The sequence below is a fragment of the Shewanella sp. 11B5 genome, from assembly GCF_002836795.1.
GTDB classification, from domain to species: Bacteria; Pseudomonadota; Gammaproteobacteria; order Enterobacterales; family Shewanellaceae; genus Shewanella; species Shewanella frigidimarina.
This window is the reverse complement of record NZ_PJAP01000116.1, coordinates 1-1,235: the sequence shown is the minus strand read 5'-3', so window position 1 is coordinate 1,235 and position 1,235 is coordinate 1. Positions and strand designations below refer to the sequence as shown.

Sequence of the window (1,235 nt, the reverse complement as noted above, 5' to 3'; positions counted from 1 at the left end):
ATGAAGTTAAGAAAGCGTAAAATCAAAGCCGGCAACTGAGCCGGCTTTTTTATGTTTGGTTGTTATCAGCTTATCGTATTGCTCACACATTTTTTTAGCGGAGCCTATTTTGTTAACGTTTGAATATATCAGTGATGATGCCAGCCTGTTGTCATTAGTTGAACAATACCAACAAAGCACCTTACTGGTGCTAGATACTGAGTTTGTCCGCACTCGAACCTATTATGCTAAATTAGGCCTTATTCAAGCCTATGATGGCAAAACTTTAGCCTTAATTGATCCGGTTGCGATTACCGATTTAAGCCCATTTTGGCAGTTATTAACTGACCAAAATATTGTCAAATTAGTGCATTCATGCAGTGAAGATCTCGAAGTATTTGCTCATTACGGTGAATGCCAGCCAAGCCCACTATTTGATAGCCAAATAGCTGCAAGCTTTGCTGGTTTAGGCCATGGTTTAGGTTATGCCAAGCTGGTTGACGCATGCTTGCAAGTCGAAATAGATAAAGGTGAGTCACGCACGGATTGGATGAATCGTCCGCTTTCTGATGCACAATTACAGTATGCGGCTAATGATGTGTTTTACTTGTATCAATTATACCCACAGCTGCAACAGAAGCTTGCTGCAGATAATCGTGTTGAATGGTTGTTTGAAGAAGGTCAGCGTATGACCGAAGGGCGCATGTCATTGCCAGAAGGCGACAGCGTCTACCTTAAAGTAAAAAATGCGTTTCAACTATCGAGTCAGCAGCTAGCCTATTTAAAAGTATTGGCAAAATGGCGTTTAGCCAAAGCGGTAAGCCGTAATCTTGCGCTAGGTTTTGTTGTAAAAGACCATGCATTAATTGCATTAGCCAAAAAACAACCAACCACATTAGCGGAATTGAATAGTTTAAATGACTTAACAGATCAAGAGAAACGTATTCACGGCAAAGATTTATTAACGGTTATGGCGACGGCAGATTTAATTAATCTCCCTGAAGAAGTTGATGTTGTGGCGCTTAAGTCTGGTTATAAATCAGCTTTTAAAGAAGTTAAAACAGTCTTAACTGAATTATGTGAGCGTGAAAACGTCGCATTAGAATTTGTTGGTTCTAAACGCCATATTCATGAATTTCTATTATGGTTATACCACAACAAGCAAACACCAACACCGATACTCTTGGTTGGTTGGCGTGGGCAGTTGGTAGGTGATTTACTAGAGCCAGTACGCTTTAGTTAATTTAGCTCTAGTT

1 protein-coding gene is annotated in these 1,235 nt (G+C 40.1%); it reads left to right on the top strand.

Features of this window, described 5'->3' with window-relative positions:
• Window positions 1-109 precede the first annotated feature (109 nt).
• Entirely contained in the window at window positions 110-1,222 is a 1,113-nt protein-coding gene (gene rnd / locus CXF78_RS00970; protein ID WP_059745357.1) for a ribonuclease D, read from the top strand.
• Window positions 1,223-1,235 lie beyond the last annotated feature (13 nt).